The sequence below is a fragment of the Isoptericola sp. NPDC019693 genome (assembly GCF_044389085.1).
GTDB lineage: Bacteria > Actinomycetota > Actinomycetes > Actinomycetales > Cellulomonadaceae > Isoptericola.
In genome coordinates this window covers 330,629-357,468 of record NZ_JBIRXP010000001.1, presented here as the reverse complement: position 1 = coordinate 357,468, position 26,840 = coordinate 330,629, and the positions used below count along the sequence as shown (strand labels likewise).

23 protein-coding genes and 3 pseudogenes are annotated in these 26,840 nt (G+C 74.8%); 10 read left to right on the top strand and 16 right to left on the bottom strand.

Going from position 1 to position 26,840, the window contains the following annotated elements; genetic code table 11:
• The first annotated feature begins 16 nt into the window (after nt 1–16).
• The 5 genes from ACH436_RS01650 to ACH436_RS01630 all read left to right on the top strand — a co-directional run bounded on the left by ACH436_RS01650 (nt 17) and on the right by ACH436_RS01630 (nt 4,674).
• Entirely contained in the window at nt 17–571 is a 555-nt protein-coding gene (locus ACH436_RS01650; protein ID WP_430558438.1) for a DedA family protein, read from the top strand.
• Entirely contained in the window at nt 568–1,614 is a 1,047-nt protein-coding gene (locus ACH436_RS01645) for a FecCD family ABC transporter permease (protein WP_430558437.1), read from the top strand. Before ACH436_RS01650 ends, ACH436_RS01645 begins: the two co-directional genes overlap by 4 nt.
• Nucleotide 1,615: 1 nt before the next feature.
• Complete coding sequence (locus tag ACH436_RS01640) at nt 1,616–2,680, top strand: FecCD family ABC transporter permease (protein ID WP_430558436.1); 1,065 nt, start codon at nt 1,616–1,618, stop codon at nt 2,678–2,680.
• Nucleotides 2,677–3,555, top strand: a complete 879-nt coding sequence (locus ACH436_RS01635) for an ABC transporter ATP-binding protein (RefSeq protein WP_430558435.1) — start codon at nt 2,677–2,679, stop codon at nt 3,553–3,555. The genes ACH436_RS01640 and ACH436_RS01635 overlap by 4 nt, the downstream gene beginning before the upstream one ends.
• 63 nt (nt 3,556–3,618) lie before the next feature.
• Complete coding sequence (locus tag ACH436_RS01630; RefSeq protein ID WP_430558434.1) at nt 3,619–4,674, top strand: iron-siderophore ABC transporter substrate-binding protein; 1,056 nt, start codon at nt 3,619–3,621, stop codon at nt 4,672–4,674.
• 73 nt (nt 4,675–4,747) lie between these two features.
• On the opposite strand, the gene ACH436_RS01625 is transcribed toward ACH436_RS01630, so the two are convergent.
• The 15 genes and pseudogenes from ACH436_RS01625 to ACH436_RS01555 all read right to left on the bottom strand — a co-directional run bounded on the left by ACH436_RS01625 (nt 4,748) and on the right by ACH436_RS01555 (nt 20,643).
• Nucleotides 4,748–5,542, bottom strand: coding sequence for an isoprenyl transferase (locus ACH436_RS01625; RefSeq protein WP_430558433.1), 795 nt, complete (start codon nt 5,540–5,542; stop codon nt 4,748–4,750).
• 62 nt (nt 5,543–5,604) lie between these two features.
• Nucleotides 5,605–6,336, bottom strand: a complete 732-nt coding sequence (gene recO / locus ACH436_RS01620; protein WP_430558432.1) for a DNA repair protein RecO — start codon at nt 6,334–6,336, stop codon at nt 5,605–5,607.
• A gap of 103 nt (nt 6,337–6,439) precedes the next feature.
• Nucleotides 6,440–8,221: a 2-isopropylmalate synthase gene (gene leuA, locus ACH436_RS01615; RefSeq protein ID WP_430558431.1), complete on the bottom strand. Its 1,782-nt coding sequence runs from the start codon at nt 8,219–8,221 to the stop codon at nt 6,440–6,442.
• 240 nt (nt 8,222–8,461) lie between these two features.
• Nucleotides 8,462–10,171, bottom strand: a complete 1,710-nt coding sequence (locus ACH436_RS01610; protein WP_430558430.1) for a hypothetical protein — start codon at nt 10,169–10,171, stop codon at nt 8,462–8,464.
• 184 nt (nt 10,172–10,355) lie between these two features.
• Entirely contained in the window at nt 10,356–11,924 is a 1,569-nt protein-coding gene (locus tag ACH436_RS01605; RefSeq protein ID WP_430558429.1) for an alpha/beta hydrolase family protein, read from the bottom strand.
• Nucleotides 11,925–12,044: 120 nt separating this feature from the next.
• A complete protein-coding gene (gene era, locus ACH436_RS01600) occupies nt 12,045–13,034 on the bottom strand; it encodes a GTPase Era (RefSeq protein ID WP_430558428.1) in 990 nt (329 codons plus the stop codon).
• Entirely contained in the window at nt 13,031–14,407 is a 1,377-nt protein-coding gene (locus tag ACH436_RS01595; RefSeq protein ID WP_430558427.1) for a hemolysin family protein, read from the bottom strand. The genes era and ACH436_RS01595 overlap by 4 nt, the downstream gene beginning before the upstream one ends.
• 16 nt (nt 14,408–14,423) lie before the next feature.
• Nucleotides 14,424–14,876: an rRNA maturation RNase YbeY gene (ybeY, locus tag ACH436_RS01590; protein ID WP_430558426.1), complete on the bottom strand. Its 453-nt coding sequence runs from the start codon at nt 14,874–14,876 to the stop codon at nt 14,424–14,426.
• Nucleotides 14,873–15,235, bottom strand: a pseudogene (locus ACH436_RS01585) (PhoH family protein); the annotation flags it as partial. The pseudogene ACH436_RS01585 and the gene ybeY, both read right to left, overlap by 4 nt.
• A 261-nt stretch (nt 15,236–15,496) precedes the next feature.
• Nucleotides 15,497–15,937: pseudogene (locus ACH436_RS01580) on the bottom strand (LAGLIDADG family homing endonuclease); the annotation flags it as partial.
• Nucleotides 15,938–16,306: 369 nt separating this feature from the next.
• Nucleotides 16,307–17,020 (bottom strand): annotated as a pseudogene (locus ACH436_RS01575) (PhoH family protein); the annotation flags it as partial.
• 108 nt (nt 17,021–17,128) lie between these two features.
• Nucleotides 17,129–17,482: an HIT domain-containing protein gene (locus ACH436_RS01570; RefSeq protein ID WP_430558425.1), complete on the bottom strand. Its 354-nt coding sequence runs from the start codon at nt 17,480–17,482 to the stop codon at nt 17,129–17,131.
• 28 nt (nt 17,483–17,510) lie between these two features.
• Nucleotides 17,511–18,299 (bottom strand): 16S rRNA (uracil(1498)-N(3))-methyltransferase, encoded by a 789-nt coding sequence (locus ACH436_RS01565; RefSeq protein ID WP_430558424.1) that lies wholly within the window; start codon nt 18,297–18,299, stop codon nt 17,511–17,513.
• Nucleotides 18,300–18,341: 42 nt separating this feature from the next.
• Nucleotides 18,342–19,466, bottom strand: coding sequence for a molecular chaperone DnaJ (gene dnaJ / locus ACH436_RS01560; protein WP_430558423.1), 1,125 nt, complete (start codon nt 19,464–19,466; stop codon nt 18,342–18,344).
• A 76-nt stretch (nt 19,467–19,542) separates the two neighbouring features.
• Entirely contained in the window at nt 19,543–20,643 is a 1,101-nt protein-coding gene (locus ACH436_RS01555; protein ID WP_430558422.1) for an HrcA family transcriptional regulator, read from the bottom strand.
• Nucleotides 20,644–20,972: 329 nt separating this feature from the next.
• On the opposite strand from ACH436_RS01555, the gene ACH436_RS01550 reads away from it, so the two are divergent.
• The 4 genes from ACH436_RS01550 to ACH436_RS01535 all read left to right on the top strand — a co-directional run bounded on the left by ACH436_RS01550 (nt 20,973) and on the right by ACH436_RS01535 (nt 25,516).
• Nucleotides 20,973–21,167, top strand: coding sequence for a hypothetical protein (locus ACH436_RS01550; protein ID WP_430558421.1), 195 nt, complete (start codon nt 20,973–20,975; stop codon nt 21,165–21,167).
• 116 nt (nt 21,168–21,283) lie between these two features.
• Nucleotides 21,284–24,142, top strand: a complete 2,859-nt coding sequence (locus tag ACH436_RS01545) for an ATP-binding protein (protein WP_430558420.1) — start codon at nt 21,284–21,286, stop codon at nt 24,140–24,142.
• Between the two features lie 130 nt (nt 24,143–24,272).
• On the top strand, nt 24,273–24,479 hold the full coding sequence (locus ACH436_RS01540) for a hypothetical protein (RefSeq protein ID WP_430558419.1): 207 nt from the start codon (nt 24,273–24,275) through the stop codon (nt 24,477–24,479).
• 158 nt (nt 24,480–24,637) lie between these two features.
• Nucleotides 24,638–25,516 (top strand): DUF3097 domain-containing protein, encoded by an 879-nt coding sequence (locus ACH436_RS01535; protein WP_430558418.1) that lies wholly within the window; start codon nt 24,638–24,640, stop codon nt 25,514–25,516.
• A gap of 16 nt (nt 25,517–25,532) precedes the next feature.
• On the opposite strand, the gene ACH436_RS01530 is transcribed toward ACH436_RS01535, so the two are convergent.
• Nucleotides 25,533–26,108, bottom strand: coding sequence for a DUF4282 domain-containing protein (locus ACH436_RS01530; protein ID WP_430558417.1), 576 nt, complete (start codon nt 26,106–26,108; stop codon nt 25,533–25,535).
• 119 nt (nt 26,109–26,227) lie between these two features.
• Between ACH436_RS01530 and ACH436_RS01525 the strand changes: the two genes are divergently transcribed.
• Complete coding sequence (locus tag ACH436_RS01525; RefSeq protein ID WP_430558416.1) at nt 26,228–26,695, top strand: DUF4870 domain-containing protein; 468 nt, start codon at nt 26,228–26,230, stop codon at nt 26,693–26,695.
• The last annotated feature ends 145 nt before the right edge of the window (nt 26,696–26,840 follow it).

Here is a 26,840-nt window from a genome sequence, read left to right as displayed (position 1 = left end):
CGGGCACAATGAGGCCGTGCACCTGATCACCGCCGCGCCCACAGCGCCCGCCGCGGAGCCCGCCGGCGTGTTCACGATCGCCGGCGTGCCGTTCTGGGTCGTCTACGCGGCCGCGTTCGGGATCGTGCTCGTGCGCGCGCAGGCCACCTACTGGGCGGGGCGCGGCGTGGCGCGGGGCACCGCGAACGGCCGGGTCGCGGACGCCCTCTCCCGTCCGGGCGCGACGGCCGTCGTCGAGCGCGTGAACCGCTGGGGGCCGCCCGCGGTGACGCTGTCCTTCTTCACGGTCGGGGTGCAGACCCTCGTCAACCTCGCCGCGGGCTACCTGCGCATGCCCTACGGGCGCTACCTCGTGGCGCTGCTCGCCGGCTGCGCCGTCTGGGCGGGCATCTGGACCACGGTCGGCACCGCCGCCGTGAACGCCGCGATCGCCGTCGGCCTGCGCCACCCCGTCACGCTCGTCGCGGTCGGCCTCGGCGCGGTGGCCCTGGTCTCCTGGGTGGTCCACCGCCTGACGCGGCGCACGCCCGCGGACGCGAGCGCGCCCGCCGCGAGCGAGGACGCCTCGTGAGCACCGCGACCACCGCCGTCGCGCCCGCCCGGCCGTCCGCGTCCCACCTCCTCGCCCGGCGGGTCCGTGGCCGCGTCCTGGTCGTCCTGGCCGCCGTCGCGGTCCTCGCGGTCGTCGTGCTGGCGAGCCTGGCCCTGGGCGTGCGTGACATCGACGTCGCGACCGTCTGGCAGGCGCTCACCCACCCGGTCGCGGGGAACGTCGACCACGACGTCGTGCGGGACCAGCGCGTGCCGCGCACGCTCATCGGCCTCGCCGCGGGTGCGGCCCTCGGCATCGCGGGCACCCTCGTGCAGGGCGTCACGCGCAACCCGATCGCGGACCCGGGGCTGCTCGGCCTCAACTCCGGGGCGTCGCTCGCCGTGGTGATCGCCGTGTCGATGCTCGGCGTGGCCTCCCCGCTCGGCTTCGTCTGGTTCGCGTTCGCGGGCACCGCCGCCGCCGCGCTGCTGGTCTTCTCCATCGGCGCCGGGCAACCGGTCAAGCTCGCGCTCGTCGGCGCGACCGTCACCGCGCTCATCACGCCCCTGATCACCCTGGTGCTGCTGCGCGACCCCGAGGCCTTCAACATGTACCGCTTCTGGGCCGTGGGCTCCCTCACCGGGCGCGGCACCGAGACGCTGTCGGTGCTGTGGCCCTTCGTCGTGGTCGGCATCGTGCTCGCGGGCGCGCTCGCCCACCGGCTCTCCATGCTCGCGCTCGGCGACGACGTCGCCTCCGCGCTCGGTCAGCGGGTCGGGGTGACCCGCGGCCTCACGGCGGTCGCCGTCATCCTGCTCGCCGGCACGGCGACGGCCCTGGCCGGCCCGATCGCGCTCGTCGGGCTGGCCGTGCCGCACGCCGCCCGCCGCCTGGTCGGCACCGACTACCGGTGGATCGTGCCGCTGACGACCGTCCTCGGCCCCGTGATGCTGCTGGGCGCCGACGTCATCGGGCGGCTCGTGCTGCCGCACTCCGAGCTCGAGGCCGGCGTCGTCGCCGCCGCGATCGGGGCCCCCGTGCTCGTGGCCGTGGCCCGCGGCCGGACCGTGGCGGGGGTGTGAGATGACCGCCGACCTCGACGCCCGCCCCGCGGGCCCGGACGCTCCCGCCGACCCCGTCGTCGCCCTGCGCCGCCGACGCCGACGCCGGCTCACGCTCGTCGTGAGCACGCTCGCCGTCCTGCTCGTGGCCTGCGCCACCCTCGCCCTCACGCTCGGCGAGGCCTCGCTCGCCCCCGGCCGCGCCCTGGCGGCGCTGTTCGGCGTCGGCTCGGACGCCGACCTGTTCGTCGTGCAGCGCCTGCGGCTGCCCCGCATCGAGACGGCCGTGCTCGCCGGGGCGGCGTTCGGGCTCGCGGGCGCGCTGTTCCAGACGACGCTGCGCAACCCGTTGGCCAGCCCCGACATCCTCGGCATCGCCAGCGGCGCCAGTCTCGGGGCCGTCACCGCGATGCTCGTGCTGGGCCTGACCGGCCTGGCCGTGTCCGGGGCGGCGTTCCTCGGCGCCCTGCTCGTCGCGCTGGCGATCTGGCTGTTCGCGTGGCGCCAGGGCCTGCACTCCATCCGCTTCGTGCTGGTCGGCGTCGGCTTCGCGTACCTGTGCTCGTCGATCCTGGCCTGGCTGCTGGCGAGCGTCGAGATCCGCGCCGCCCAGTCCGCGCTCGTGTGGACCGTCGGGAGCGTGGCCGACGTGCGCGGCGCAGACCTCGTCACGTTCGCCGCGGCCGTGCTGGTGCTCGGCGCCGGGATCGCGGTCGTCTCGCGCTGGCAGGGACCGCTCGCCCTCGGGGACGACAACGCGCGCGCCCTCGGCGTACCCGTCGATGCCGCGCGCGTCGTGTCGCTGCTGCTCGCCGTCGGCCTGGTGGGGGTCGCGACCTCGTTCGTCGGCCCGCTCGCGTTCGTCGCCCTCGTGGCCCCCGCGATCGCACGCCGGCTGCTGTCCGACGGCGGGGCCGCGCTCGCCGTGTCGGTGCTGACCGGCGCCGTCCTCGTGCTCGCGGCCGACGTCGTGGGCCAGCACCTGCTGTTCGGGCTCGAGGCGCCCACCGGCATCGTGACCGGCCTCATCGGCGCCCCCTACCTGCTGTGGCTCCTGGCCACCGACCGAAGGAAGAGGCTCGCATGACCGACGTGCACCGGCCCGCAGCGGCGCCCGCGCGTCCCGACACGACCCCCGCCCCGTCGCAGGGGGCGGCCCGGGACGTCACGCTCCGCGCGCACGGCGTGTGCCTCGGCTACGACGGGCGTCGCGTGATCGACGGGCTCGACCTGGAGCTCCCCGCCGGTCGCGTCACCGCGATCGTCGGCCCGAACGCCTGCGGCAAGTCGACGCTGCTGCGCGGACTGGCCCGGCTGCACCCGCTCGACGGCGGCCGCGTGACGCTGGGCGGCGAGGACGTGGGCGGCCTGTCGCGCAAGGAGCTGGCGAAGCGGGTCGGCGTGCTGCCGCAGTCGTCGATCGCGCCCGACGGCGTCCGGGTCGCGGAGCTCGTGGGCCGCGGGCGGTACCCGCACCAGGGCTGGTTCGGGCGGCACAGCTCGACGGACGACGGCGCGGTGCTGCGGGCCCTCGAGGCCACGGGCGTCGCGGACCTCGCCGACCGCCCCGTGGCCGAGCTCTCGGGCGGCCAGCGCCAACGGGTGTGGATCGCGATGGTGCTGGCGCAGGAGACGGACATCGTGCTGCTCGACGAGCCCACGACGTACCTCGACCTCGCCCACCAGGTCGACCTGCTCGACCTGCTGACCGAGCTGAACCGAACCCAAGGCACCACCGTCGTCATGGTGCTGCACGAGCTCAACCTCGCCGCCCGGTACGCCGACCACCTCGTGGTGATGAGCGGCGGGCAGGTCGTGGCCGAGGGCCGGCCGGGCGACGTCCTCACCGCCGCCTCCGTGCACGCGGCGTTCGGCCTGCGGGCACAGGTCGTGCCGGACCCGGTGTCCGGGACGCCACTCGTCGTCCCCCTCGGGCGCACGCACGGCGGCACGGCGGGATAGGTTAGGCTCTCCTCACTCAATGTTCCTCTCGCGCCGCCGGCGCGAGCACACCGAGGAGAACCCGTGCGTCTTCGCCGCCCTCTCGCCGCTGCCGCCGCCCTCGCGGCGACGGCTGCCCTCACCCTCGCCGGCTGCGCCTCCGACGACGCCCCGGAGAGCGACCAGTCGGCCGCCTCGGGCAACGTCCGGTCCGAGCCCACGGACGAGTTCCCGATCACGATCGAGCACGCGCTCGGCGAGACCGTGATCGAGAAGGCTCCGCAGCGCGTCGCCACCTGGGGCTGGGGCTCCACCGAGGCCGCCATCGCGGCGGGCGTCTACCCCGTCGCGGTCGCCGAGCAGATCTACACCGTCGGCGAGGACGCGCTGCTGCCGTGGGTCGAGGAGGCCTACGACGAGGAGGGCGTCGACAAGCCCGCCATCCTGTCCGACCCCGAGGGCGGCTCGACGGTGCCCTACGAGGAGTTCGTCGAGGCGAAGCCCGACCTCATCGTGGCGCCCTACTCCGGGCTCACCCAGGAGCAGTACGACGTGCTGAGCGACATCGCCCCCGTCGTCGCCTACCCCGACGCCCCGTGGACCACGACGTGGCAGGACACGATCACGCTCACGGCCCAGGCTCTCGGCCGCTCCGACGCGGGCGACCAGGTGCTCGGCGACATCGACGACTTCGTCGCCGAGAAGGCCTCCGAGCACCCCGAGTTCGCCGGCAAGACGTTCGCGGCGATCTACGACGACCCGACGAAGGGCATCGTCTCCGTGTACACGCCGAACGACCCGCGGACCGTGTTCCTCGAGGGCCTGGGCGTCAAGAACGCGCCCTCGGTCTCGGAGCTCGACACGTCGAACGGCAGCTTCTACTACGACCTGTCCTACGAGGAGCTCGACAAGCTCGACTCGGACTTCGTCATCTCCTACTCGGCCAGCGAGGAGGCCGCCCAGGCCTTCGACGACAACAAGGACCTCCAGGCGATCCCCGCGGTCAAGGCCGGGAAGGTCGTGAAGGTGGTCGGGACCGCGGAGGTCTCTGCCGTGTCGCCGCCCACCGCGCTGTCGGTGTACTGGGATGGCGGCCTGCCCGCCCTCGTCGACTCCATGGCCGAGGTCCTCGGCGACTGACCGCCACCTCGTCGCCCCTCGTCACAGCGAACCCCCGTCCGGTCGTCACGACCGGGCGGGGTTTCGTGCTGGATCAGTCGGCGTTCGGGGTGTCGACGGCGCCGCCGTACCGCCGGTCGCGGCGCGCGAACTCCTCCACGGCGCGCCACAGGTGCCGGCGGTCGACGTCGGGCCACGGCTCCTCGAGGAAGACCATCTCGGCGTACGCGGCCTGCCAGATCATGAAGTTGGACGTGCGCTGCTCCCCCGAGGAGCGCAGGAACAGGTCGACGTCGGGCAGGTCGGGCTCGTCCAGGTAGCTCTGCACCGTCTTCTCCGTGACGCGCGCCGGGTTGAGCTTCCCGGCGGCGGCGTCGCGGGCGATGGCGGCCGCGGCGTCGGCGATCTCGGCCCGCCCGCCGTAGTTGACGCACATCGTCAGGGTGCAGCGGTCGTTCTCCTTGGTCATCTCCTCGGCGACCCGCAGCTCCTTGATCACCGACCCCCAGAGCTTCGGCCGGCGCCCCGCCCAGCGGATGCGCACGCCCCACGACGACATCTCGTCGCGGCGCCGCCGGATGACGTCGCGGTTGAAGTTCATGAGGAACCGGACCTCGTCCGGCGACCGCTTCCAGTTCTCGGTGCTGAACGCGTACGCCGAGACGTGCTTGACGCCGATCTGCACCGCGCCCGCGACGACGTCCAGCAGGGACTTCTCCCCCTGCTTGTGCCCCTCCACGCGCGGCAGCCCGCGCGCGTTGGCCCACCGGCCGTTGCCGTCCATGACGATCGCCACGTGGTTCGGCACGAACTGCGCCGGGATGTTCGGCGGCGTCGCACCCGACGGGTGCGGGTAGGGCTCGGCGTACTCGCCGGACGAACGGGGCATCGGGCCTCTCTTCGGTCGTGCGCGCAGGCGGCTGCGCAGGTCAGGGACGTCGGCGCGCGGGGTCAGGTGCGCTCGATCATGCGCAGCGAGCGCAGCGTGCGCTCCAGGTAGTACTGCGAGTAGGCAGCGACCAGCCCGGACGCCTCGGTGCGGTGCCGGGCGTCGGAGGCGTCCGCCGTCTCCCAGTCGCCGCCGAGCAGCGCGCCCAGCAGCGCGAACGTCTCCGGGGCGGGAGCCGTCGATCCCGGCGGGCGGCAGCGCGAGCAGACGGCCCCGCCCTGCCCCACCGAGAACGCGTGGTGCGGGCCGGGCTCGCCGCAGCGGGCGCAGTCGGTGAACGACGGCGCCCAGCCCGCGACGGCGAGGCCGCGCAGCAGGTAGGAGTCGAGCACGAGCCCCGGGGCGTGCGTGCGCTCGGCCAGCGCCCGCAACGCCCCCGCGAGCAGCCAGTACTGCTGCACGGCGGGCTCGTGCTCCGCCGCGACGAGGCGGTCGGCGGCCTCGAGCATCGCCGCGCCCGACGTGTACAGCGCGTAGTCCTCGCAGATCGCACGCGCGTACGGCCCGATCGTCTCCACCTGCGTCACGGTGTCGAGGTTGCGCCCGGTGTGCAGCTGCACGTCGACCACCATGAACGGCTCCAGCCGGGCCCCGAAGCGCGACGACGTGCGCCGCACCCCGCGCCCGACCCCGCGCACCTTGCCGTGCTCGCGGGTGAGGAACGTGACGATCCGGTCGGCCTCGCCCAGCTTGTGGGTGCGCAGCACGATCGCGTCGTCTCGGTACAGGGGCACGGGCCCATTCTCTCAGCCCCCACCCACGAGAGCCGTCACGCGGAGTTGTCAGGACCAGCGCGCGGTATGCGCGGCGCTGGTCCTGACAGCTCGCGGGGTGGGGTCAGGCGCGGGCGGCCCGGTTCACGGCGGAGACGATCGCCTTGAGCGACGCCGTCGTGATGGACGGGTCGATGCCGACGCCCCACAGCACGTCGTCGCCCACCTGGCACTCGACGTAGGCCGCGGCGGTGGCGTCGCCGCCCTCGGACAGCGCGTGCTCGGCGTAGTCCAGCACCCGCACGTCCACGCCGACCTTCGAGATCGCGTCCACGAACGCGGCGAGCGGGCCGTTGCCTGTGCCCTCCAGCGTGTGCTCGACGCCCTGGTCGAGGACGTCGACGGCGAGCGCGGTGGCGCCGCCCTCGGCCGACGTCGTGCGGGTCTCCCGCAGCCGCAGGCGGCCCCACGGCTCCAGGCCGCGCGGGTCGTGGACCTCGACGGGCAGGTACTCGTCGCTGAAGATCCGCCAGATGTCGGAGCCGGTGACCTCGCTGCCCTCGGCGTCGGTGAACCGCTGCACGACGCCGGAGAACTCGATCTGCAGGCGGCGCGGCAGGTCCAGCGAGTGCTCGGTGGACAGCAGGTAGGCGATGCCGCCCTTGCCGGACTGGGAGTTGACGCGGATGACCGCCTCGTACGACCGGCCGACGTCCTTCGGGTCGATCGGCAGGTACGGCACGCCCCAGGTGAGCTCGTCGACCGGCTTGCCCTCGGCCTCGGCCCGGGCGGCCATGTGCTCGAAGCCCTTCTTGATCGCGTCCTGGTGGGAGCCCGAGAACGCGGTGAAGACCAGGTCCCCGACGTACGGGTGGCGCTCGTGCACGGGGATCTGGTTGCAGTGCTCGACGGTGCGGCGGATGCCGTCGATGCCGCCGCCGACCGTGAAGTCGATCTGCGGGTCGACCCCCTGGCTGAAGAGGTTCATGCCGAGGGTCACCAGGTCGACGTTGCCGGTGCGCTCGCCGTTGCCGAACAGGCAGCCCTCGATGCGGTCGGCGCCGGCCTGGTAGCCCAGCTCGGCGGCCGCGACGGCGGTGCCACGGTCGTTGTGCGGGTGCAGGGACAGCACCACGTGCTCGCGGAACGCGAGGTTCCGGTTCATCCACTCGATCGAGTCCGCGTACACGTTCGGGGTGGCCATCTCGACGGTCGCGGGCAGGTTGACGATCACCGGGCGCTCCGCCGTGGGCTCCAGCACCTCCAGCACCTCGTTGCAGATGCGGGCGGCGAACTCGAGCTCGGTGCCGGTGTACGACTCGGGCGAGTACTCGTAGTACACGGTCGTCTCGGGGATGGTCTCCTCGAGCTTGCGGCACAGCCGCGCGCCCTGGAGGGCGATGTCGACGATGCCGTCCATGTCGCTGCGGAAGACCACCTCGCGCTGCAGGATCGAGGTCGAGTTGTAGAGGTGCACGATGGCCTGCTTGGCGCCGCGGATGGCGTCGTAGGTGCGCTCGATGAGGTGGTCGCGGCACTGCGTGAGCACCTGGATGACGACGTCGTCGGGGATGCGGCCCGTGTCGATGAGCTGGCGGACGAAGTCGAAGTCCGTCTGCGAGGCGGACGGGAAGCCGACCTCGATCTCCTTGTAGCCCATCTGGACGAGCAGGTCGAACATGCGCAGCTTGCGCTCGGCGTCCATCGGCTCGATGAGGGCCTGGTTGCCGTCACGCAGGTCGACGGCGCACCAGCGGGGGGCCTTCGTGATGCGCTTGTCGGGCCAGGTCCGGTCCGGCAGGTCGACGGCGATCTGCTCGTGGAACGGGAGGTAGCGCGTGTACGGCATCCCGGAGGGGCGCTGGGGGTTGGCGCCGGCGATGCCCTGGGGGTGATGGTTCTGCATGGTGTCGCGTCCTTCGGTGGGGGCTCGGCGACCGCCGTCCCGGGTGGGGACGTCGGTCATGACCAGTCGGCCGGCGCGCCACAACCTCCGCGACGGGGGTCCGGCCTCAGTAGGCCCCGCCGCGGCACCGAAGGAGAAGGTTCACCGTGCGCTGCACGCTGCCACCGTACACCTTCGTCAGGGCGTCGCCCCGGGCGTCCAGGATCCGACCGGACGCCCGCCTCGCCGCAGCGTACGGACCTAGCGCCGGGCGCGCAGCGCGGCGTCCACGGCCGGGTCGCCGAGGGCGCCGAGCCAGTCCAGGAGCGCCGGGTAGGTGGACGGGTTCGCGGCGACGTACGAGCGCAGGTGCGGCGCCTCGGCCGAGATGCGGGCCAGGTCGGCGAGCGGCGTCGACGGGTCCATCGCCTGGGCCACCGACCAGCCCGACACCTGGGCGGGCGCCTGCACGGGCGGGAGCACCTGCGTGGAGTCCGGCGCCTGGGTGGCCCGCACGGGCTCCATCTGCTGGGTGGCGTCCATGGGGCGCGCGGCCGGCCGGGACGCGGCCGCCTCGGGCGCCGACACGCTGGGCGTCGGCCTGCTGGGCGCGGGCGCGCCGGGCCCCGACGTCACCGCCTCGGTCGCCCCGGACCGCGCGGCGCCGGGGGTCCCGGCGTCCGACGGAGCAGGCTGGACCGGAGCAGGCTGGACCGGCATGGGCTGCGACGGCGCCGGCTCGGACGCCGTGGGCTCGGGCGACTCGGGCGACTCCGGCGACTCCGGCTCGGGCGCGGACGCGACGAGCGCGCGGACCGACGGCGGGACGAGCAGCACCGCCAGGGCGATCGCCGGCAGGCCGAACGCCACCAGCAGCTCCTCCACGCTGGACTGCGTGCCGAGGCCGGCGCGGGCGACCACGATCACCAGGCCGAGCACCACGATGACGCACGCGGCGCCCACGGCGGTGGCGTGCCCGGCGCGCGGGTCGCGCGCGAGCGACCGCCGCGCGGCGATCGCGACCCCGACCATCAGCACGCCGACGACGAGCCGCAGCACGCGGCCCACGCGCACGCCGTCGGCCACGATCAGCACCAGCGCGACGAGGGCGACGAACGCCGCGACCAGGGAGACGATGGCCAGCGCCCGCAGCGCGACGGCCACCCAGCGCGCCGCACGCACGTCGTCGGGCTCCCCCACGGTGACCGCGGCGTCGTCGACGACGCGTCGCGCGGTGACCGCCGCGACGACCGGGAGCAGCAGGAGGCCGAGACGCTGGCCGTGCACGCTCTCGAACCACGGGTCGGTGTTGCCCCCGGCGAAGAGCACGAGCTCGAGCGCGACGGCGCCGCCGAGGGCCAGCAGGACGTAGCCGGCGGCGAGGTCGCCCGAGCGCAGGTAGGTGCCGACGGTGAACCAGAGCACGCCCAGCACCACGAGGGCGTTCAGCAGCCCGACGACCCACACGGCCCACGGGGCGCCCTGGACGAGCGCGGCGACCGGGGTGGCGAGCGTGCCGAGGGCGACGACGACCGCGACGACGGCGGGCAGGTGCGTCCACCGGGGCGCGGCCGCGAGCGCCGCGCCCGCGAGGCCGACCGCGAGGCCGGCGCCGACGCCTCCGGCGGCGTCCGCCGGGGCGAGCGCGTCGAGGACGAGGTAGACCACGGCGACGACCACGTACGGGACGCAGGCGAGGGACACCGTGCGCCGTGAGGTCAGGACGTCCCACGACGACGGCCCGACGCCGCCACGCCGCAGGTACGGGGCCGCGATGGCGAGCAGCGCGAGGACGGTCGCCAGGACGATCTCGAGCCGGTCGCTGCCGCGGTGGGCGTGGTCCCACGGGAGCGGCAGCGCGACGAGCAGCGCGAACGCGGCCACCACGTCGCGCACGAGCTCGCGGACCGCCACCCCGCCGAACGGCGAGCGCTCCTGCTCGGGGGCGTCGAGGGTGTCGGGGTCGGTCATGCGTGCGTCTCCAGGGCTGGGATCCGAAGGGGGCCGGGCCATGGCCCCCCGCCCCCGTTTCTACCCGACGCCGGCCCTCTGCGTCGTCTCCCGCGCGGACGGGTCGGTCACACCGTCGCGGCACCCGCACGGCATGCTCACCGACCGCCCGCAGTCGCGGCCCGGTCATGGCCCGGTCGCCGGCTCAGATGCCGAGCTGGTACACGCCCCAGTACGCGAGGGTGCCCAGGAGCGCGAGCGACCCCGCGACGGTGCACCAGAACGTGAGGACGGCGGGCCAGCCGCGCGCCACGACGACGACGTCGGCACCCGCACGCCGCTCGGCCCGGGCGTCGGCCACCCTCCGGATCACCAGCGCGGCGGCGACGGCGGCCGCGACCCCCAGGAGGCGCACCACGATCCAGCCCCCCTGCACGACGAGGTCGTCCCGCTGGTAGTCGAGGGCCAGGCGCGCGACCGCCAGCAGGTAGACCACGAGCGCGACCATCGTCGCCACCGACCCGAGGCCGAGGCCCAGCAGCGCCCACCGCAGCCCCCGCGCGAGGCGCGGCGCGGCCGCCGACGACCGGCGCAGCACGACCCGCCGCACCAGGGAGTGCACGCCCCACACCAGCGGCCCGAGCACGAGCAGCGCCGCACCCGCGACCACCGCGCCCACCACGATGTCCCCGTTGCCCCACCACCGCGGCTGCGGCACGGCGGAGGCGAGGTAGAGCTGGTTGGGCGTGTCGCCGGCGACCCGCGGGGCCGCGTCGGCGGTGCCGGGCATGCCCTGGACCCAGGTGGCGACGTCGCGGGCGAAGTCCGGGTGCAGGTGCATCCCGCCGTCCAGCGGGACGTGGATGCCGTGGTTGGCCCCGGCGTAGTAGCGCACCGTCACCGGGGCGTCGTCGCCGCTCACGGCCGTGTCCGCGATGACCTGGCGGGCGCCCTGCTCGATCGGCATCGACGGGTCGGCGGTGCCGTAGACGACGAGGACCGGGGCGGTCTGCCGCTCCAGCCACGGGCGCACGTCGAAGTCCGCGTACTCGAAGCCGCCGCCGGGCAGCTGCATGCCGACGGCGCGCGGGATGGCGCGGAAGACCTGCTGGGGCACCCCGGTGTTGCGCAGGTAGCTGTCTACCGCGAACGCGGCCTGCTGGCGGGGCGGCACCACCGGCGCCGACACGAGGACCGTGTAGGCGATCGTCGGGTCCTCCGCCTGCATGACGGGCACGATCCAGGTCCCCTCGGACTCCCCGTAGACGCCGACCTGCTCCGGGTCGACACCGTCGATGGTGCGCAGCAGGTCGACGGAGTGCTGGTAGTCGGCGGCCATGGCCACGTAGTCCCGGTCACGCGTGGTGTAGGTGTCGAGCCGCTTGTCGGGGACCAGGGTGACGACGCCGGCGCTCGCGAGCTCGGTGGCCGACTCGGTGAACGCCTCGGAGGCCTTGCCCGTGCCCGCACCGTGCACGTAGACGACGCCCGGCCGGTCGGTCAGCACCGCGCCGTCGTCACCGAGGGGCTGGCGGAGCAGGCCGCCGACGACGGCGCCCTCGAGCGGGATGGTCACGGCCGTCTCCCGGACCTCGAACTCGCCGACCTCGCCGATGTCCGCGCCGGGCGCGACCCCGCCGATCGCCGTGTCGTCGGTGGCGGGCACCAGGTGGTCGGTGACGGGCACGGGGTCCCACTGCGGGCCGGCCACCGCCCCGGTCAGTGCCAGGCCCACCAGGATCGCCGCCGTCGTCGCAATAGTCCGGAACACCACGCAGCGATGCTACTCGGCGCCCTGCCCCGCGACCGCCGGGTTTTCCGCCGCGACCTCGGGGGACGTCCCCCTGGTCGCGCGCCGATCACCCCCGGTCGCCGCCGGCCGGGCGACGCGGGGTCAGAAGCCCAGGCGCTGCAGCTGCTTGGGGTCGCGCTGCCAGTCCTTGGCCACCTTCACGTGCAGGTCGAGGTACACGCGCGTGCCGAGCAGTTTCTCGATCCCCTTGCGGGCGTTGGTCCCGACCTCCCGCAGGCGTGAGCCGCCCTTGCCGATGACGATCGCCTTCTGGCTCTCGCGCTCGACGAACAGGTTGACGCGCACGTCCAGCAGCGCCGGCTTCCCCCTGTCCGGGTCGCCGCTGCCCTCGCGCTCCAGGATCTCCTCGACGACGACGGCCAGCGAGTGCGGCAGCTCGTCGCGCACGCCCTCGAGCGCGGCCTCCCGCACCAGCTCGGCGACCATCACCTGCTCGGGCTCGTCGGTGAGCTCTCCGCCCGGGTAGAGCTCGGGCCCGGCGGGGAGGTGTGCGACGAGGACGTCGGTGAGCTCGTCCACCTGGAAGCCGTCGCGCGCCGACACGGGCACGATGGCGGACCAGTCCCGGTCGACGGACCGGGCGAGCTGGTCGACCGCCATCAGGTGCTCCGCGAGCCGGCCCCGGTCCACCAGGTCCGACTTCGTCACCACCGCGACCACGGGCACCGCGCGCCGCCCCTCCATCAGGGGGGCGAGCTGCGACGCGATGTAGCGGTCGCCGGGGCCGATCTTCTGGTCGGCGGGCAGGCAGAACGCGATGACGTCGACCTCGCCGAGGGTGTCCTGCACCAGCGCGTTGAGCCGCTCGCCCAGCAGGGTGCGCGGGCGGTGCAGGCCGGGGGTGTCGACGAGCACCAGCTGGGCGTCGTCGCGGTGCACGATGCCGCGGATGGTGTGCCGGGTGGTCTGCGGCCGCGCGGACATGATCGCGACCTTCTCCCCCACCAGCGCGTTGGTGAGCGTCGACTTGCCGACGTTCGGCCGGCCCACGAGGCAGGCGAAGCCGGAACGGTGGGCGTCGCCCTCGTCGTGCGGGCCGACGAGGGAGGGATGGTGGCGCTCGGTGGTCATGCGTGTGCTTCCTTCTGGTCTGGCGGCGTGGCGTGCTCGCCACCCGCTGCTGGGTCGTCGTCGTGCGGGGAGGTGGAGGCGCGGGACACCCGCAGGGTGGCGAGCTGCTTGCGGCGGCCCTCGACCCGGTCGGCCACGAGGTGCAGCCCGCCGACGTCCGCCGTCGCCCCCGGGAGCGGCACCTTGCCGAGAGCCTTGGCGAGCAGGCCGCCCGCGGTGTCCACGTCGTCGTCGTCGAGGCGCAGGTCGAACAGCTCGCCGAGCTCGTCGACCGGCATCCGGGCCGAGACGAGGAACGTGCCGTCGCCGAGGTCCTCCGGCTCGAGCTCCGGGGCGGTGTCGTGCTCGTCGGTGAGCTCGCCGACGAGCTCCTCGATGACGTCCTCGACGGTGACGAGGCCGGCGATGCCGCCGTACTCGTCGACGACGACGGCGATGTGCGAGCGGGAGGCCTGCATCTCGCGCAGCAGCTCGTCCGCGGGCTTCGACTCGGGCACGAAGACGGCGTCCCGGGCCACGTCGACGACCGGGCGGTCGGCGGCGGCCGTCTCGTTCTCCAGCACCCGCGCGACGTCCTTGAGGTAGGCCACGCCCACGAGGTCGTCGACCTCCTCACCGACGACGGGGACCCGCGAGTACCCCGACCGGAGGAAGAGCCGCATGGCCTTGCGCAGCGGCGTCGCCGCGGAGACCGTCACCATGTCCGTGCGCGGCACCATGACCTCGCGCGTCAGCGTGCCGCCGAGCTCGACGACCGAGCGGATGAGCTCGCGCTCGGCGTCCTCGATCGCCTCGTTGTCGCGGACCCGCTCGGCGACCTCGCGCAGCGCGTCCTCGCCGGGGTCGTGCTCGCCGTCGCGCTCGGGGCCGCGGGCGGCCGTCCGCTCCGAGGTGCGGTCGGTGAGCCACGCGGCGCCGCGGTGCACGGCCGACAGGGGGCCGGCGAGCGCCACCAGCACCGGCAGCGGCCGGCGCAGGCCGAGCGCGCGCGGGCTGAGCCGGACGAAGACCACCCCCGCGAGGAGGCCGACGACGCCCGCGACGAGGAGCACCTGCCACCAGGCGTCGAACCAGTCCGCGATCATCAGCGTCGCCGCCGCCAGGGCGACCGTCTCCGCGAACACGCGCACCAGCGCGAACGCCGCCACCGCCGCCGGCGGGTCGACGACGAGGCCCTGCACGGCACGCAGCCGGGCGAGGCGGGTGCGCCGCGCCGTGGCCGTGAGGTCGTCCGTGGTCTCCGCCTCGATCACGGCGTCCGCGACGGAGGTGCGGGTGATCCGCAGCACCGCGGCCTCGCCCGCCGAGAGCATCCCCGCGAGGGCGAGCGCGACGACGGCCACCAGGGCCAGGAGCAGCTCGGGTCCGTCCATCAGCCGGTCGCCGCCCTCACCGGCCGGCGAGGAAGGTGAGCAGGAGGCGCCGCTGCAGCGCGAACATCTCCTTCTCCTCCTCCGGCTCGGCGTGGTCGTAGCCGAGCAGGTGCAGGATGCCGTGCGTCGTGAGCAGCAGCAGCTCCTCGGCCGTGGAGTGCCCCGCGACCTTCGCCTGCTCGGCCGCCACCTCCGGGCACAGCACGACGTCGCCCAGGGTGCCCGGCGGCGTCTCCTCGCCCTCGCGCCCGGGCCGCAGCTCGTCCATGGGGAAGGAGAGCACGTCCGTGGGCCCCGGCTCGTCCATCCACTGCACGTGGAGCTCGGTCATGACCGCCGTGTCGACGAACATGATCGACAGCTCGCTGCGCGGGTGGACGTGCAGGGTGTCCAGCACGAAGCGGCCGAGCGCGGCGAACTCCGCCTCGTCCACCTCGACACCGGACTCGTTCGCTACTTCGATGCTCATGACCTGCGCGTCCCTCGCTCGTGCGGGCCGCGGCCCTGCCGTCCCTGCCCCTGCTTGCCCTGGTCCGGTCGCGCGGTGGCGACGTCCCAGCGCGCGTACGCGTCGATGATGTCGCTGACCAGCCGGTGCCGTACGACGTCCGCCGACGTCAGGCGGCAGAACTCGACGTCGTCCACCCCGGTGAGGATGTCCTCGACCACCCGCAGGCCCGACGTCGTGCCGCCGGGCAGGTCCACCTGCGTGGCGTCGCCCGTGATGACCATCGTCGAGCCGAAACCCAGGCGCGTGAGGAACATCTTCATCTGCTCGGCGGAGGTGTTCTGCGCCTCGTCGAGGATGAGGAACGAGTCGTTGACCGTGTTGTGCGTGACCAGGAAGTCGTCCGTCACGTACAGCGAGTCCGCCGCCGCGACCTGGATGCACATCGTCTCCTTCTCCCCGGCGGGAAGGATCGAATCGATGAACCGCATCGGCCGGCCGCCGCCGAGCTCGGCATACTTCTGCGCCTTGCGCATGAGGCGGAACGGCGGCACGCCCTCGGGCAGCCGGATCTCGACGACGAACGCGTCGGACCGGTACGGCACAGGGCGGCCGTTCGCGAACCCGGGCTTGCGGCCCTCGGCCTCCCGCAGGCGCGTTGTCGCGGTACCGCCCAGCGACTGGACGAGGCGCACGACGTCCTTGTGGAGCCGTGGAGATGTCGTCACGTACTGCACCCGGCAGGTGCGCCCCGCCTGCGTGACGGGGCCGCCATCGGTGTCGAGGAGCCCCTGGAGCACGGCAAGCCGCACGTCACGGCTGTTGTTCAGGTAGGCCTCGGGCACGAACTTGGTCCGCGACTTCTTGCCGTCCAGGCCGAGCTCTCGCAACGCGACCTTGACCGGGTTCGCGACGATGACCCCGCCGCGGTGACCGTCGACGTGCCGGAGCACATAGCTGTACCGGCCCTTGTCAACAAGTTCGATCCCGGGCAGCGCCGCTTCGAGCGACTCAGCAAGCTCAGGGTCCGCCGTCGCGAAGGAGGGAGTCGCGTGCGAGGCACTGCTCCCGTCGCCCAGCATGAGGCCGAGCGCGTAAGGGTCCATCGGCACGTCGCGGGGCTCGAGCTCCACCGGGTCGACCATCGGGAGCTCGAACCGCCGCGTGTGGCCGTACCACTCCTGCCCGAGCATCTCCCGGGTCTCGAGGGTCCGGGACTTGCCGCGCCGCTTGTCGGAGGCGGTCCGGACTGTCCACAGGTGCTCGCCGCAGCAGACCGTCGACGATCCGTCGGACGCGGTCACCCGGTAGACCTGCTTGACGCCCTGCGGATAGATCCCGAGCACCGGCGTAGGACGCCCGTCCGATCCGACGACCAGATCGCCCACCCGGAGGCTGCCCATCTCGCGGAAGCCGGCCGGCGTGAGGACCTTCGCGTCGTAGGGCTGCGCACGGCCCCTCATATAGGCCAGCGGCGCCACCTCGATCGTCCCGGCCTCGATGAGCCGCGGGATCGCGTCGGGGTCCATCATGTCGTGGAGCGCGTCGTACAGCGGGCGCAGGTACGGGTCGATCTTGTCGCTCAGCGAGCCGGGCAGGTAGCCGAGCTTCTCCCCCGCCTCCACGGCCGGGCGCGTGAGCACGATGCGGTTGACGCGCTTGGCCTGCAGCGCCTGCACGGCCTTGGCCATCGCGAGGTACGTCTTGCCGGTGCCCGCGGGGCCGATGCCGAACGTGATCGTGTTGGCGTCGATCGCCTCGACGTAGCGCTTCTGCCCCACCGTCTTGGGCCGGATCGTGCGGCCACGGTTGGACAGGATGTTGAAGGTCAGCACCTCCGCCGGGCGCTGCACCGACGCCGCCGTGAGCATCTGCACGGACCGGGCCACCACCTCGGGCGTCAGCGGGGTCCCCGACTCGACCACCTCGACCAGCTCGTCGAGGAGGCGGGAGACCAGGGCGACGTCGCCCGCCGGCCCGCTGACGACGATCTCGTTGCCGCGCGCGTGCACGTCGACGCCGGGGAAGCCGTCCTCCACGGCCCGCAGCACGGAGTCCCTGCTGCCCAGCAGAGCCACCATCGGCACGTGCGGCGGCACCACGATGCGGTGCTCGGTGGACCGTTCGGCGTGCGAGCCGGATGCGGTGTGAGGTGTCGATGTCATGGGCCGGCTGCCGCCGGGGCCCTCCTTCGGAAGACGGTGCGAGGGACGGTGCTGAGAACGGGCTGCGGACCCGAGTCTATCGAGCGGCGGCGGACGGGACAGCCCAATTCAGGCCGGCGTCCAGCCCAGCTGCGCACCGGCGAGCACGTGCCCGTGCACGTGGAACACGCTCTGCCCGGCGCGCGGGCCGGAGTTGAACACGAACCGGTACTGGCCGTCGGCGAGGTCGCCGGCCACCCGGTCGGCCATCGCCACCACCTCGGCGAGCAGCGCCGGGTCGGCCGCGGCGAGCGTCGCGACGTCGCCGTGGTGCTCCCGCGGCACCACCAGCACGTGCACGGGCGCCTTCGGGTCGATGTCGCGGAACGCGATCACGCGGTCGGTGCTGGCGACCACGTCCGCCGGCAGGTCGCCGGCGACGATCTTGCAGAACAGGCAGTCGGTGCTGGGCGCGCTCGTCATGCCCCGGACGTTACCGCCGCCCGTCCGGTCAGGCCCAGCGGCCGAGCCGCTCGCTGAGCAGCGCCACCGCGACGGGGCCGGCCGTGGACGTGCGCAGCACGTGCGGCCCGAGCCGCGCGGTCACAGCCCCGGCCTCCGCGAGCGCGGCGACCTCCGCGTCGGAGATCCCGCCCTCGGGCCCGACGACGACGAGCAGCGCCGGCGGTGCCGACGGCGCCTCCGGGCCCGGCGCCGGTGCGGGGAGCACGACGTCCGCGAGCGCCGTCGTCGCGTCCTCGTGCAGCACCACGGCGGCGCCGCCGCCGGCGACGACCTCACGCACCCGGCCGGCGAGCTGCCGGGTGGTGACGGGCTCCGCCACCGGCGGCAGGCACGCGCGCCGCGCCTGCTTCACCGCCGAGCGCACGGTCGCCACCCACTTGGCGCGCGACTTCGCCGCCCGCTGCCCGCGCCACACGACGACGGACCGGTCCGCCTGCCACGGCACCACCGCGTCCACGCCGACCTCGACCGCGGCCTCGACGGCCAGCTCGTCGCGGTCCCCCTTCGCGAGGGCCTGGACGAGCGTCAGCACGACGCCGGGCGGCGGCTCGGAGACGACGTCCTCGACCCGCAGGCGCACCTCGCCGTCCTCGACCGCGTCGACCACGCAGCGCAGCCGCGTGCCCGCGCCGTCGACGACGTCCAGGCGCTCGCCCGGGCCGCGACGCTGCACGACGCCCGCGTGCCGTCCCTCGGCGCCGTCCAGCACGTAGACGTCACCCGGGCCGAGCGCGCCCAGCGCGCCGCCGTCGGCGAGGAACACGGGCGCGCTCACGCCGTCCCGCCCCTCCGCGAGGCCCCCGGTGCAGCGCCCACGTCAGCGACCGCTCAGCTTGTCCCGCAGCCGCGAGAACACGCCCGGGTGGGCGGCGGAGAGCCGGGGCTCGGGCCGCTCCTCGCCGCGCAGCGCGGCCAGCGAGCGCAGCAGCTCGGTCTGCTCGTCGTCCAGGGCGGTGGGCACCTGGACCTCGACGTGCACGTTGAGGTCGCCGCGCCCCCCGGCGTGCAGGTGCCCGACGCCCAGACCCTTGAGGGTCACGACCTGGCCCGGCTGCGTGCCCGGACGCAGGTCGATCTCCTGCTCGCCGTCCAGGGTCTCCAGGTCGAGCACGGTGCCGAGCGCGGCCGCCGTCATCGGCACCTGGAGCGTGCAGTGCAGGTCGTCGCCGCGCCGCACGAACGTGTCGTGGGGCTTCTCGCGGATCTCGACGTAGAGGTCGCCGGCGGGGCCGCCGCCGGGGCCGACCTCGCCCTGCGAGGTGAGCTTGATGCGCGTGCCGGTGTCGACCCCGGCGGGCACGTTGACGGTGAGGGTGCGGCGGGAGCGGACGCGGCCCTCCCCGGAGCAGTCGGCGCACGGCTCGGGGATGACGGTGCCGAAGCCCTGGCAGGCGGCGCACGGCGCGGTCGTCATGACCTGGCCGAGGAACGAGCGCGCCACGCGCTGGACGTTGCCGCGCCCGTGGCAGACGTCGCAGGTCTTCAGGTCGGTGCCGGGCCGGCAGCCGTTGCCGCCGCAGGTGCCGCACACGACGGCGGTGTCCACCTGGAGCTCGCGCTTGGCGCCGAACGCCGCCTCCGCCAGGTCGATGTCCACCCGCACGAGGGCGTCCTGGCCGCGACGGGCGCGCGGCACCGGGCCCGCGGGCTGGCCGCCGCCGCCGAAGAACGTCTCGAAGATGTCCTGGAAGCCGAAGCCGTTGCCGAACCCGGCGCCCGCGCCGCCCGACGGCGAGCTCGGGTCCACGCCCATGTCGTACTGCTGGCGCTTGTCCGGGTTGGACAGCACCTCGTAGGCGCGGGCGACGTCCTTGAAGCGTTCCTCGCCGGCCTCCCCGGCGACGTCGGGGTGCAGCTCGCGAGCGAGCTTGCGGTACGACTTCTTGATCTGCTCGGCCGAAGCGTCGCGGGGGACGCCCAGGATCTCGTAGTAGTCGGTCACAGGTCTCTCTTCGGTGACGTGTCGGTGACGTGCACGGTCAGGTCGGCTGGTTCGGGAGGGTGCCGCCGCGGCGCGGTCAGCTGGGCAGCACCCGGGACAGGTAGCGGGCGACGGCGCGGACGGAGGCGATCGTCCCCGGGTAGTCCATCCGGGTGGGGCCGATCGACCCCAGGATCGCCACGGTGTCGCCGTCGCTGCCGTAGCCGGAGGCGACGACGGAGGTCTCGGCGAGTCCGTCGAGACGGTTCTCGTGCCCGATGCGGACCCCGACGCCGCCGCCCACGCGGCCGCCGGGCTCGGACGCGAGCTCGGTGAGCAGCCCGAGGAGCACGACCTGCTCCTCGAGCGCCTCCAGGACGGGGCTCAGCCCCTGCTCGAACCGCATCTCGGCCCGGGCGAGGTTGGCGGTGCCCGCCAGCACGATGCGCTCCTCGCGCTGCGCGCCGAGGGTGTCGACCACGAGGTCGGCGATGCCGCGCGCCAGCGGGGCCAGAGACGCGTCCACCCCGGCCACGACGCGGGCGAACGCGTCGGGAAGTTCGGCGAGGCCCTTGCCGGCGGCGGCCGTGTTGAGGCGGGCGCGCAGCAGGCCCAGCGTGCCCTCGTCGAGGGCGTCGGGGTCGGGCGCCGGGCCGGCGGGGGTGTCCACGGCGACGACGGAGGGCTCCGCACCGGGGCCCACGCCGACGTCGAGGAACCGCTGCTCGACCCTGCCGGTGTCGGTGATCACCACGACCAGCAGCCGCGCGCCGCCCACGGGGACGAGCTCGAGGTGCCGCAGCCCGGACAGCCGGAGCGAGGGGTACTGGACCACGGCCACCTGGCCCGTGAGCTGGGCGATGAGGCGCCCGGCACGGCCGAGGACGTCGTCCAGGTCGATCGCCTCGGACAGGAACGTCTCGATCGCACGGCGCTGCGGGCTGGTGAGCGGACGCACCTCGGCGAGCCTGTCGACGAAGAGGCGGTACCCCTTGTCGGTCGGGATGCGGCCCGCGGACGTGTGCGGCTGGGCGATGTACCCGGCCTCCTCCAGCGCCGCCATGTCGTTGCGGATCGTGGCCGGCGAGACCCCGAGACCGTGCCGCTCCGTGAGCACGCGCGACCCCACGGGCTCGCGCGTGTGGACGTAGTCCTCCACGATCGCGCGGAGCACGGCCAGGCGACGTTCCTCGCTCACGGTCCTCCTCGGGTCGGGTCGGTGCGGGACGTGCCGAACCCTCCGGCACCGAGCGCTCTCACCCTTAGCACTCTCGTGTCCCGAGTGCCATCCTACGCGGGCTCCGCGGGGGTCCGCGGGACCCGCCCCCGACACGCCGGGCAGGGCGGCAGGATCGGCCGCCGACCTGGTCGGTGCCCGGGGCTGAGGTACCCCGACGGCCGTCTGAGGTACCCCCGCCCGCGAAGATCCGGCACCTGACCGATCCGCCCCGCTACCTCAGGAACCGAGGCTGGAACCACCGGCGGTCGTCCGGACCGGACGACGCCGAGCGGAGAAGGAGACCGGTGATGAACGAGTACCTGTACTACGACGAGTTCCGCGCCCGCCAGGCGGACCTGGAGCAGGCCGTGCGCTGGGCGGACGCCCGCGCTGCCGCGCGCCAGGCACGACGCACGAGCCGCCGGGCCGCGACGCGGCGCCGGCGCGCGCCCCGCCGCCCCTGGGAGCTGCCCGCTGGCCTCGTGCGGCCCTGGCCGCAGTGACCGCCGCACCCGGCACCACGCCAGGTACCGCGCCGGGCACCGTGCCGGGCACCACGCCCGACATCCTGGCCGGGGCGGGCGCGACGACGTCCCGACCCGCCTGGCACGATGGCGGCGTGCCCACCGGAAGCGCCCCCTCACCCCTCGTCGGCCGGGCCGCCGAGCTGACCTCCCTGCGCGAGGCGTACGCGGCCGCCCGCGACGGCGCCGGCAGCGTGGTCCTCGTCGGGGGCGAGGCGGGCATCGGCAAGACGCGCCTCGTGGCCGAGTTCCTCGCCGAGGTCGGCGCCGCGGCCTCCCCTCCGCTCGTGCTGCACGGGCAGTGCGCCGACTCGGGCTCCGGCCCCCTCCCCTACGCCGCTCTCACGGGGGTCCTGTCCGACGTCGTCGACACCCTCGGCCCGGAGGCCACCCTGGCCGCGGCCGGTCCCGCCGCGGACGCCCTCGGCCTCCTCGCGCCCCGCCTGGTGGACGTGCGTCGCGACGTCGACTCCGGGCGCCTGCCCGAGGTGCTGGCCGACCTGACGACCACGCTCGCGTCGGGGCGCCCCGTCGTCCTCGTCCTCGAGGACCTGCACTGGTCCGACGACGTGACGCGCACGGTGCTCGCCCGGCTGGCGCGCACGGCCCCCACCGCCACCCTCCTCGTGGTCGCCACCTACCGCAGCGACGACGTCGGCCGGCGGCACCCGCTGCGCACCACCCTGGCCGAGCTGGAGCGTGCCCGGCTCGTCACCCGCGTCGACGTGCCGCGCCTGGCCGCGACCGAGGCGACGCGCCTGTTCTCGTCCCTCGTCTCGAGGCGTCCCGACGCCCCCGACCTCTCCGGCACGCAGCTGGGCGAGCTCGTCGAGCGCAGCGAGGGCGTGCCCTTCTACGCCGAGGAGCTGGCGGACTTCGCGGGCGAGGCCCTGCCCGACTCGCTGCGCGAGCTGCTCCTGCTGCGCTACTCGTCCCTGAGCGAGGCCGCCCAGCGCTTCTGCCGCACGGTCGCCGCGGCCGGCCAGCGGGCCCCGCACGAGCTGCTGGTGGCCATGCTCGGCGAGGACGGGCTCGACGACGCCGAGCCCGCCGCCAGGGAGGCGGTCGAGGCGCACGTGCTCGTCGCCGACACCGACGGGTTCCGCTTCCGGCACGCCCTCATCCAGGAGTCCGTCGACGCGGAGCTGCTGCCCGGCGAGTCCCGCCGTCTGCACGCCGCGTGCGCGAGCGCGCTCGAGGACGGCGAGCGCACCCTGGCCCGGGTCGCGGCCGCGGCCGACCACTGGTGGCGGGCGCGCCTCCCCGATCGCGCGCTCGCCACCGCGGTCGAGGTCGTCTCGGTGCCCGAGACCTACGGCCAGGCGTCCTCCGCCGTCGTCGCCGCGGCGGGCGAGCGCGCGCTCGATCTCTGGGAGCTGGTGCCCGACGCGCAGGAGGTCGCCGGGCTGCACCACGCCGCGCTGCTGCGGCACGTGTCGGTCGCCCTGCAGGACGCCGCGCAGATCGAGCGCGCCGCCGGGCTGGCGCGCGAGGCGGCGGCGGAGTGGCCCGCCGACGACCCGGCCGGGCGGGCGCAGGCGCTGTCGACCCTCGCCCACATCCTGGGCAAGGCGGGCGACCCCCGCTCCGACCAGATGCTCGACGAGGCGCTGGCGCTGCTCCCCGTGGACGACCACGCCGGCCGCGCCCCGCTGCTCCGGCTCAAGGCGCGGAACGCCATGATGGACCACCGGCACGCCGAGGCGGTCGCGGCCGCGAGCGAGGCCATCGCCGCCGCGACCGCGGTCGGCGACGACCAGAACGCCTCCCTCGCCCTCAACCTCCGGGCCATGAGCCGCCTGGACCGAGGCGACCTCGACGCCCTCGACGAGCTCGAGCGGTCCCACGAGGTGGCGGGCGACGACTGGCGCGCCCAGTGCCACTACTACACCAACGCGTCCGACACCCGCCTCAAGCTCGGGCAGTTCGCCGAGGCGGAGCACCTCGCCGAGTCGGGGGCACGCATCGCCCGGGCGCTCGGCGCGGGCTGGGCCACCCGGGCGATGCTCGAGGGGAACGTCGCGGAGGCCTGGATCGGGTCCGGCCGGTGGTCCGACGCCGAGGAGTGGTACGCGCGGTCCGTCCCGCTCGTCGACCCGAGCGACTACGCGGTGTACCTGGGTGAGCGGTGGACGTGGCTCGCGATGTGGCGCGGTGACGTCGACACCGCCCAGGCACGGGCGCGGGTGCACCGCGCGACCTGGGAGCGCTACGGGCGGGTGGAGGAGCAGATCCGGGCGCGGGTGTCCACGACGCTGGCCGAGCTCGCCCTGCTGCGCGACGACCTGGACGACGCGCTCGACCTCGTGACGATCGCCGTCCGGCCCGAGGCCCTGGGCCCGTACTACCGGCTCACGACGCTCGCGGTGGCCGCGCGGGTGCTCGACCGCGCCCGCCGGGCCGGGCGCGAGGTCGACGTCGCGCCGTACCGCGAGGTGCTCGCGTCGTGCCGGCTGTGGCCGACCTACCCGACGTGGGCGGCGCTCTTCGCCGCCGAGCTCGGCGACGGGTCCTGGGAGGCGGTGGTCGCGGCGGACGGCCCCGCGCACCTGCGGCCCTACGCGCTGTACCGCGACGGGGCGTCGCTGCTGGAGGCCGGCGACCGCGTCGCGGCCCGCGAGCGCCTCACCGCCGCCGTCGAGGCGGCGGACGCCCTCGGGTGCGGGCTGGTGGCCGACCAGGCGCGCGCGCTGCTCGAGGGCGCCGGTCTCGCCCGCGGCGCCGGCCGGGCGCGGCAGGCCGACCGCACGCCGGTCGACCGCGCGCTGACCGACCGCGAGCGCCAGGTGCTCGCGCTCGTCGCCGAGGGCCTGACGAACGGGCAGATCGCCGAACGGTTGTTCATCAGCCGCAAGACGGCGTCCGTCCACGTCTCCGCCATCCTGCGCAAGCTGGGCGTCGCCACCCGCACGGAGGCGGCCGTCGTGGCACGGTCCGACGGCTCCTGGCAGTGATGACGTGAGCGGGTCCCGCACCCTGCCGGCGTCGCCCGGCGCACCCGTTCCCATGCCCTGAGCAGTCGTGTACGGACCCCGGGGGACCGTCCTCCCTAGCCGTGTCACGACACCCCGGCTGGAGGACACCATGGATCCGCACGTGTACGACATGCTCTTCGAGCGCCGTCAGGAGGAGCTCGAGCGCGAGGTGGCGCTGCGCCGGCTGGCCCAGCGCCTGCGCGCCTCGCGCCGCGCGCTCCGGGCCGCCGTGCCGGGCCCGGAACCGGCCGCTCAGGAGCCGTCCCGGCGGCGCCCCGCGGCGAGCACCCCGCTGCACCGCCCGCGGCACGCGTGAGCCGGGCGAGCGCGCCCGCCCACGGGTCCGCCCGCCTGCTCGTCCCCTCGGGCGCCACCCCTCAGGCACCGCCTCCCGCGCCGTCCGGTCCCGACCGGGCGGCGCGCGGCGCGTGTCGGGCCGCCCTGTCCTGCGGCGGCGACCGTAGGCTCACGGCCGTGCACGACCGCTACGGCTCCGACGTCCTGTCCTCCGGCTCCCGCGCCCCGGGTGCCCCCGACGGCTCCGCCCACCACCGCCGCCGGCCGGTGTCCCGGCCCCGCGCGGCGGACCACGGCCTCGTGGTCGAGGAGGTCACGACCGGCTGGGTGGGCGCCGTGGTGCGCGTGGAGAAGTCGGGCGGCGTCCACCTCGTGGTGCTCGAGGACCGGCGCGGGCGCACCCGCTCGTTCCCGCTCGGCCCGGGCTTCTGGGTGGACGGGCAGCCGGTGGAGCTCACCGCACCCGTGACCACCCGCGCCCCCGCGCGCCCGGCCCGGACGGCGTCGGGCTCCGTCGCGGTGCACGACCAGCGCGCCCGGGTGGCCCGCGGCTCGCGCATCTGGGTGGAGGGCAAGCACGACGCCGAGCTGGTCGAGAAGGTGTGGGGCGACGACCTGCGCGTCGAGGGCGTCGTGGTCGAGATGCTCGACGGCGTGGACAACCTCGCGGACGCCCTCGACGAGTTCGGCCCCACGCCCGAGCGGCGGGTGGGCGTGCTCGTCGACCACCTGGTGCCCGGGTCGAAGGAGCGGCGCCTCGCCGACGATGCCCTGCGGCGCGTGCCGCGCGGCACCGTGCTGGTGCTGGGCCACCCGTACGTCGACGTGTGGCAGGCCGTGAAGGCGGAACGTCTGGGGCTGGCGTCGTGGCCCACCATCGAGCGGGGCACCGAGTGGAAGCGCGGGATCCTGCGCGAGCTGGGCTGGCCGGCGTCGTCCACCGAGGACGTCGGCCGTGCGTGGCAGCGGATACTCGCGACCGTGCGCGACTACCGTGACCTCGACCCGGCCCTGCTGGGCCGGGTCGAGGAGCTGATCGACTTCGTGACGGCCTGAACGCGCCGCGCGACGGTCAGCGCGTCGTGATCCCGTCGCGCTGCGCGTAGGCGTTGACCTTCTCCGACACCGAGATGACGGCCATGAAGAACTCCAGGGTGATGCGCGCCAGCGCGAGGTACACGAGCGCGATGATCCACCCGAACACCAGGTAGAGGATCCCGCCCCAGATGGACTGGGAGAACGTCGCGACGAGGCCGGAGAGCCAGACCAGCGCGACCAGCACCGTGACGATGATGTAGACGACCTTCACGACGCTGGGCGTGATGTAGTGGCTGAACGAGTAGTCGAACAGCGCGCTCAGGAAGCCGCTGCCCTCGCCGTGCGGCGTGAACGGTCCCGCCGACCGGTCCGGCGGGTACTCGGAGCCCGGGTACAGCCCCGGGTCCGGCATCCGGCCCTCGTAGGGCTGCTGCGGCTGGGCGTACGGCTGGTCGCCGTAGGGGGGCTGGCCGCCGTGCGGGGGCGGGGACACCGGGGGCTGCTGCCCGTACGGTTCCTGGGGTGCCGACCGGCCCGGCGGCGGCTGGTACCCGGGCTGCTGCGGCGGCTGCTGCGGGTCGCCGGGCTGCTGGGGCGTGTTCTCGCTCATCGTTCCTCCTGGCTGGTCCGGGCGACGCACCGGCGGGGTCGGCGCCTTCGCCCACTCTCGCCGCACCCGATCGCCTCCGCCACCGCACGTGACCACGGGAGATGCGCAAGGATGGAGCCATGAGCACGCCGCCGTACGGACCCCCGCCGCAGCAGCCACCGGCGGGCCCCCCGCCGGGCCAGCCGCCCTACGGCGGGCCGCCCCCGGGCCAGCCGCCCTACGGGTACGGCCCCCAGCCCCTCTCGCCGTCGGACGAGCGCACCTGGGCCATGGTCGCGCACCTGGGGCCGCCGGTGCTGTCGTTGCTCAGCCTGGGTCTCCTCGGCTTCCTCACCCCGCTGCTGGTCTGGCTGTTCCTGCGCGACCGCAGCGGGTACGTGGGCGATCAGGCCAAGGAGTCGCTGAACTTCCAGATCACCCTGCTCATCGGGTACGCCATCGGCTGGATCACGACGTTCCTGCTGATCGGCTTCGCGATCCTCTTCGCGGTCTGGGTCCTGTCGATCGTGTTCGGCATCATGGCCGCGGTCGCCGTCAACCGCCACGAGGCGTACCGCTACCCGATCAACATCCGCATGGTCTCCTGACACCACCCGAGAGTGCTGTGAGCGGGGGGGGGGGGCGGGGGGGGGGGGGGGGCGGGGCCGCCCCCCCCCCCCCCCCCGCGCCGGGGGGGGGGGGGCGGGGGGCGGCCCCCCGCGGCCCCCGCCCCCCCCCCCGGGGGGACCGCCC